This is a genomic window from Chitinophaga costaii (genome assembly GCF_900094705.1).
GTDB lineage: Bacteria > Bacteroidota > Bacteroidia > Chitinophagales > Chitinophagaceae > Chitinophaga > Chitinophaga costaii.
Window position 1 is genome coordinate 140,287 of record NZ_FMAR01000012.1, and the last position, 6,993, is coordinate 147,279.

Genomic DNA, 6,993 nt, shown 5'->3' on the forward strand with positions numbered 1-6,993 from the left:
ATAATTCATGTTGCAGCTTAAAAAATTTATCCCGTTCATATGGATCGTGTTGCTGGTGCCGGTGCTGTCGCTAGGTCAAAACACAGGACAACCTAACTCCCGGGAAGACCTGGAGCGCCGTAAACGGGAGTTGCAGAAAGAAATAGACGATGCCAATGATGCGTTGCGGGAAACCAAGAAAAGTACCAAAGAAAACATGGGCCAGTTGCGCGCATTGCGCGATAAAATAGTACTGCGCACCCGCCTGATCGAAAACATTAATGGGGAGCTGGGTTTTATCAATGAAGATATTTCCAATGCTTCGCGCGATGTGAAGACCCTGCAAAAAGACCTGGACACACTCAAAGCGCAATATGCCCAACTGGTGGTGTATGCGTATAAGAACCGGAGTACCTATGATATGATGAACTTTATCTTCTCTGCGCAAAATTTTAACGACGCGATTAAGCGATACCAATACCTGAAGCAATACCGGGAATACCGCCGCCGCCAGGCAGATAACATCGTGGAAACAGAACAACAACTGCAAGCCAAGATTGGTAACCTGCAAAATCAGAAATTGAAACGTGCGGATGCCTTGAAAAATGAAGAGCAGGAACGCCAAACGCTGGAAGCTGATAAGAAAGAGAAGGATATGGTGGTCAATGACCTTAAAGGCCGGGAAAAGGAATTGTTACAGGCTATTAACCAGCGTAAAAAAGAAGCCGCAGAAGTACAGTCTGCCATTCGTGCGGTAATACGCCGTGAAATTGAGGAGGCAAGACGTAAAGCTGCCGAAGAAGAAATAGCCCGCAAAAAAGCAGAGGATGAACGTAGGGCCAGAGAAAAAGCAGCCCGTGAAGCCGCCGCTGCACAAGCTGCCCGTGATGCCGCTGCCGCTAAAGCCGCTGCTGCCGCCAATAAAGTGGCTAATAAACCCGCCGATAATAAACCAGACGTAGCGGTTGAAACGCCACCTTCTAGTACGGTAAGCAAGCCTGCGGTAGAAGACAAAACCGCTGCAAAACCCGCCCGTGCGGAAAACTGGCTGGAAGCCACTCCCGAAGCATTGGCCCTGTCCGAAAGTTTTGAAGCCAACCAGGGCAAGCTGCCATGGCCGGTAGATGCAGGCCACATCATTAATCACTTTGGCTTGCAGCAACACCCGGTGAATGTGAAGATCGTGGAAGATTTTGATGGCGTAGTAATAGCCACCAATCGCAATGGCAGGGTAAAAGCGGTGTTTGGTGGAGACGTCGCTGCCGTGGCGGTAGTACCCGGTGCTGGTTATGTAGTGATGATACGCCATGGCCAGTATTTCACCAACTATGTGCGCCTGGCGTCCGTAAGCGTGAAGAAGGGAGATAAAATTAAAACAGGTCAAAGCCTGGGCGTAGCCAGTTACAGTGAGGAAGAAAACGCTGGCATCGTGGAATTGCAGATATGGAAAGGCACGCAAAAGCAAAATCCGGAACGCTGGATTTTGCGGAGATAAATATTAGCCTCACATTTTTTGATACTAAAAAAAGGCGGTCCGTAATGGGCCGCCTTTTTAATGAGTGTTTAGCACTTTACATTTTTTCAAAGATCATGGCGGCGCCCTGGCCTACTCCCACACACATGGTGGCCAATCCGTACCGGGCATTTGATAAACGCTGCATTTCGTGCAGCAGCGTACCGGTAATGCGCGCGCCGGAGCAGCCCAATGGATGGCCGATGGCAATAGCTCCGCCGTTTACATTAATCCTGGCGGGATCTAATTGCAGGTCCTGTATGCAGGCCAGGGATTGAGCGGCAAAGGCTTCGTTCAGTTCTATCAAATCCAGGTTGGATACGCTAAGACCTGCGCGCAGCAAGGCCTTGCGCGTAGCTGGCACCGGTCCTATTCCCATAATGGCAGGATCTACACCGGCAACGGCCATGGATTTTACCTGAGCGATGGGGGTGAGCCCATACATTTTCAGTGCTCTTTCCGATACGACCAGCACCATGGCAGCACCATCGTTTATGCCAGATGAGTTGCCGGCGGTAACGCTGCCATCGGCGGCGAATACGGGTTTCAGGCCAGACAGTTTTTCCAGCGAGGTATCGCGTGGCGGCTCGTCTTTGGCAAAAATTACCTGCTCTTCTTTGTTGGGGGTAATGGCTACCGGCACAATTTCTTTTGCCCACTTACCGGTTTGCAGGGCAGTTTTATATTTCTGCTGGCTGTGCAAGGCAAAAATGTCTTGTGCTTCGCGGGATATCTTCCATTGACGGGCCACATTTTCGGCCGTTTCGCCCATGGAATAGGGAGGGTATAGTAGCGCCAGTTTTTTATTGGTGAAACGCCAGCCGATGGTGGAGTCATACAACTCTGTATTGCGGCTAAAAGCTCCATTGGCCTTGGGCATTACAAGGGGGGCGCGGGTCATGCTTTCTACGCCGCCGGCCAGGTATACATCGCCTTCATTACACATTACGGCGCGGGCGGCATCCATCACCGCTTGCATACCAGCGGCGCAAAGACGGTTTACGGTATTGCCAGCCACTGATACCGGCAGCCCGGCCAGGAGAGCGGCCATACGGGCCACATCGCGGCTATCTTCCCCTGCCTGGTTGGTGGCGCCGGCTATTACATCTTCAATACCAGCAGGGTCTATACTATCATTTCGGGTAAGTATGGCATTGATCACGTGCGCCAGGAGATCGTCTGGCCGAACGTTGCGAAGGGCGCCCCCGTACTTGCCTATAGGCGTACGAACGGCATCTACGATGTAAGCTGCTTGCATGTGATGGAAATAATTTGTTGAATGTTCCATGATAAAAATCCGTGGAAATGGCCGGTAATTTAGCCTTTTTTACGTTAGCAGCGCAACTGCTGCATACCATGCCATAATTTCCACATATAACAAAAGGAGTGCGCCAATTATCTGCATATTTCGCGCGCCCATGAAAAAATTACAGCCTTTCAAAAATTGAGGCTGGTCTAGGAGATGGGATCACCGTAATTTGATATAAATCTATTAACCGGATTTTCTCATCGAATACCCTTTTTTCCATCTAACTAGCCCCAAAAGCTTTTTTTCTTTCCATCTGTGCCCCCAATAAGCAATCCCTTCTTCCGGCCTGAAGACCAGGCCGGCATGAAGTTGGGAAGTCTCCCTGCTGCCAGTATACTTAACTAGCTTATCCCCAACGCATTATTCACTTATTGCACTTTACAACTCCCATACCCTTATTTTACCCTATCTTTGCAGTTGCTTATCCGACTGCCGAAAGGTAGCCAATTACTCAGTTAACGATCTGTAATGCATTCAGAACAAAAAAAGAATATCCGGCAATATGACTTGCCGTCCCTCCAGCAGTACTTCCAAGAAATCGGTGAAAAACCCTTCCGCGCCAAGCAAGTCTATGAATGGCTATGGTTAAAACATGCCCCCACTTTTGAGGCCATGACCAACCTGTCTAAGCCGCTGCGCTTATCGCTGGAAAACAATTTTTCCCTGCCCGCAGTAACGGTTGATACCTTGCAAAAAAGTGAAGATGGCACCATGAAAAGCCGCTTCCGCCTGCATGATGGTCACTTTGTGGAAGGCGTACTTATTCCTACTGAAACCCGGCAAACAGCCTGTGTATCATCCCAAGTGGGCTGTAGCCTTAGCTGTAAATTCTGCGCTACCGGCACCATGGGGCGCAAGCGCAATCTTAACTTCGACGAAATTTATGATGAGGTAGCCCTGCTAAACCAACAAGCCTTGCAGAGCAGTGGCAAGAAACTTACTAATATCGTATACATGGGCATGGGTGAACCTTTGCTCAATTATAACAATGTACTTAAATCCATTGAGCGTATTACCGCTGCCGATGGCCTGGCCATGTCGCCCAAGCGTATTACTGTGAGCACAGCGGGTATTGCCAAAATGATCCGCCAGTTGGGCGATGATAAAGTGCGCTTTAACCTGGCACTCTCCCTGCATGCAGCCAACGATACTAAGCGCAACGAGATTATGCCGATCAATGAAACCAACGACCTTAAGTCACTGATCGATGCGCTCAACTACTTTTACAAACAAACTGAAAGTCAGATATCTTTCGAATATATCCTGTTCCGCAATTTTAACGACAGTCTACAGGATGCGGACGATCTGATCAAAGTATACCGCCAGGTACCAGCTGATCTGGTAAACATTATCGAGTACAACCCGATAGATGGTGGCCGTTTTGCCAAGCCCGATGAAGACAAAGTACAGGCCTTCATGGACTACCTGAGTAAGCACCGGGTAAACTCCCGCCTGCGCCGCAGCCGTGGCAAAGACATTGATGCTGCCTGCGGACAACTTGCTAATAAGATCGCATAATTTCCGTCATTTCACCACGACATCCTGCCTCCCGGGCGGGATGCTCATTTTTATAAGTACTGCAGGAATGCAGCAGATAATGCACAAGTATGAAAACAAACAGACCTGGCGGCAAGCGTGCTGCCTCCCCACGCAGCGCAGATGCTAAAAAAGGCGGCTTTAAAAAAGAAGGCGGCGCTGGCAAATCTTTCCGCTCCGGCAAACCCGGTGAAGACCGTCCTTCCCGCTCCCGTAAGACAGATGGTAGTGCCGACGAAAAACGTCCTTTCCGCTTTGGCGACCGTCCGAAAAAAGAGGGGGATAGTGACCGTACCAAACGCAGTTTTGGTACCCGTGGCGACGCAAATGAAGACCGTCCCAAACGCAGCTTCGGCCCGCGTGCTGCAGATGGTGAAGACCGTCCCAAACGCAGCTTCGGCCCACGTGCTGCAGATGGTGAAGACCGTCCCAAACGCAGCTTCGGCCCGCGTGCTGCAGATGGTGAAGACCGTCCCAAACGCAGTGCTGGACCATCTTCCGCAACAGGTGACGATCGTCCCAAACGCAGCTTCGGCCCCCGCGCTGATGATGGCCAGGGGCAGCCAACACGTAGCTTCCGTGCCCGCACAGAGGAGGATGGAAGTCGCCCCGCTCGTAAACCGGCAGGCGACAAACGGGAAACACCCAGTGGCTTTAACCGTAAAAAATATTTTGATAAAACCAACGACCGCTTTGCCGACAAGCAGGCGCATAAAGATTATAAAAGTGGCGTAAGCGAAGGTTTTGCAGGCGAGGCAGGAGAAGGCGCAGCTGCCGCACCCGCTAAACGTATCCGCAAAAAGATCGAACTGCAACCTTCTACCATGGCTCCCGGCGAAATGCCGTTGAATAAGTTTGTGGCGCATTGCGGCATCTGCTCCCGCCGCAAAGCCGTGGATTATATTAAAGAAGGCAAGGTGTCGGTGAATGATACCGTGATTACGGAACCCGCCTTTAAAGTAACGGCCAGGGATGCCGTGAAATTGAATGATAAACGCATTGTCATTCAAAAAGACCTGGTGTATATCCTGCTGAATAAGCCCAAAGGATACATCACCACCACCGACGATCCGGAAGGCCGTCAAACGGTTATGGCACTGATTGAGGAAGCCACTGAAGACCAACGTGTGTACCCGGTAGGCCGCCTGGATCGCAATACTTCCGGCCTGCTGCTGCTTACCAATGATGGAGAGCTGGCACAACGCCTGGCCCACCCGAGTAACAATATCAAGAAAATATACCAGGTTGGCCTGGACAAAGCATTGACCAAAGCAGATTTCGACAAGATCATAGATGGTGTTACGCTGGAAGACGGCCCTGCCATGGTAGATGCACTTGGTTATGTAGATGTTAAGGACAAAACTACCATTGGTATTGAAATTCATAGTGGGAAGAACCGTATTGTTCGCCGCATTTTTGAAAGCCTGGAATATAAGGTAGAGAAGCTGGATCGTGTGATGTATGCAGGCCTCACGAAGAAAAATCTGAACCGAGGCTCCTGGCGTTATCTTAGCGACAAGGAAGTGATCCTGTTAAAGCATTTTAAGCAAAAATAGGAACCGGTACATGCGCATAGAAGAACAAATTTTATTAGAAACACCAGACTTTGTGGTGGTGAATAAGCCTTCCGGCCTGCTCACCATCCCGGATAGGCACGACGGTGAGTTGCAATCGCTGCGGGGTATTTTACAAAAAAGATACGGGGAAATTTTCGTGGTACACCGCCTGGATAAAGACACCAGTGGCGTTATACTCTTTGCCCGCAATGCGGAGGCCCACCGTTATTTTTCCCAGCTTTTTGAAAGCCGAGGTGTGCGGAAGTTTTATCAGGGCCTCGTAACCGGCCAGGTTGTGCCATCCAAAGGTAGCATCCTGGAACCCATTATTGAACACCCTGCCATTAAAGGTAAAATGGCCACGGCCCGCAAGGGAAAGGCCTCCCACACCGATTATGAAGTGCTGGAAGATTTTGGTGCCTATAGCCTGGTTCAAGTGCAAATTCATACCGGCCGTACCCACCAGGTGAGGGTGCATATGAAACATATTGGCAATCCCATTGTGATGGACGAGCTATATGGTAAAGCCAAACCCGTACTGCTGTCCGACATTAAGAAGAAGTACCGTTTGGGTAAGTTCACCGAGGAAGAAAGGCCCCTGCTGGCCCGCCTGGCCTTGCATGCTTTTCGCCTCGAATTTGAAGATGCTACCGGGCAAGCCTATACGATAGAGGCCCCCTTGCCCAAAGACATTCAGGCGGTGGTGACGCAGCTTCGCAAGCATGTTTAGGTTTATCTGTCATTCAAATAAATATTTAACAGGGCGCACCCGAAAGGTGTGCCCTTGTTGTGGTGCGCCACGCATGGCGATAAACTAGACGGTGTAAGTCCGTTATGGGGGTATGTAATCGCCAACCATTAGCCAAGAGGAAGGGTGTCCATCGCGAGGTGGAATCTGAAGGAAGCTGTCGGCAAAGTTCTGGCCCGAGGAACACGAACACCATTAGGCAGAAGCTGTGGGGGTAAGCTTGCCAAACAAAGCGAAGCCCAAAGATTACACGGACCTAGTACTGTAGATGGTGCGGGTAGATGGAATGAAAGTTTATCGTCTTACCGTGGGAGATCTCATCGACGTGCGGAAACGGTGTATGAAGCACGGT

5 protein-coding genes are annotated in these 6,993 nt (G+C 50.3%); 4 read left to right on the forward strand and 1 reads right to left on the reverse strand.

Features of this window, described 5'->3' with window-relative positions:
* Positions 1-7 precede the first annotated feature (7 nt).
* Positions 8-1,474 carry a murein hydrolase activator EnvC family protein gene (locus GA0116948_RS15925; RefSeq protein WP_089714011.1) on the forward strand — a complete coding sequence of 489 codons (1,467 nt, stop codon included), beginning with the start codon at positions 8-10 and terminating at the stop codon, positions 1,472-1,474.
* Positions 1,475-1,550: 76 nt separating this feature from the next.
* Here GA0116948_RS15925 and GA0116948_RS15930 read toward each other — a convergent pair whose 3' ends face one another.
* Positions 1,551-2,750: a thiolase family protein gene (locus tag GA0116948_RS15930; protein WP_089714013.1), complete on the reverse strand. Its 1,200-nt coding sequence runs from the start codon at positions 2,748-2,750 to the stop codon at positions 1,551-1,553.
* Between the two features lie 519 nt (positions 2,751-3,269).
* Here GA0116948_RS15930 and rlmN point away from each other — a divergent pair.
* The 3 genes from rlmN (at position 3,270) to GA0116948_RS15945 (ending at position 6,623) form a co-directional block, all read left to right on the forward strand.
* Positions 3,270-4,319 (forward strand): 23S rRNA (adenine(2503)-C(2))-methyltransferase RlmN, encoded by a 1,050-nt coding sequence (gene rlmN / locus GA0116948_RS15935; protein ID WP_089714015.1) that lies wholly within the window; start codon positions 3,270-3,272, stop codon positions 4,317-4,319.
* A gap of 89 nt (positions 4,320-4,408) precedes the next feature.
* Complete coding sequence (locus tag GA0116948_RS21625; RefSeq protein ID WP_240619223.1) at positions 4,409-5,893, forward strand: pseudouridine synthase; 1,485 nt, start codon at positions 4,409-4,411, stop codon at positions 5,891-5,893.
* A gap of 10 nt (positions 5,894-5,903) precedes the next feature.
* Positions 5,904-6,623 (forward strand): RluA family pseudouridine synthase, encoded by a 720-nt coding sequence (locus tag GA0116948_RS15945; RefSeq protein ID WP_089714017.1) that lies wholly within the window; start codon positions 5,904-5,906, stop codon positions 6,621-6,623.
* Positions 6,624-6,993: the final 370 nt, after the last annotated feature.

Excerpts from the sequence above, each read along its gene's own strand:
- rlmN (WP_089714015.1), top strand. The coding sequence starts at position 3,270 with ATGCATTCAGAACAAAAAAAGAATATCCGGCAATATGACTTGCCGTCC.
- GA0116948_RS21625 (WP_240619223.1), top strand. The coding sequence starts at position 4,409 with ATGAAAACAAACAGACCTGGCGGCAAGCGTGCTGCCTCCCCACGCAGC.
- GA0116948_RS15925 (WP_089714011.1), top strand. The coding sequence starts at position 8 with ATGTTGCAGCTTAAAAAATTTATCCCGTTCATATGGATCGTGTTGCTG.
- GA0116948_RS15945 (WP_089714017.1), top strand. The coding sequence starts at position 5,904 with ATGCGCATAGAAGAACAAATTTTATTAGAAACACCAGACTTTGTGGTG.
- GA0116948_RS15930 (WP_089714013.1), bottom strand. The coding sequence starts at position 2,750 with ATGCAAGCAGCTTACATCGTAGATGCCGTTCGTACGCCTATAGGCAAG.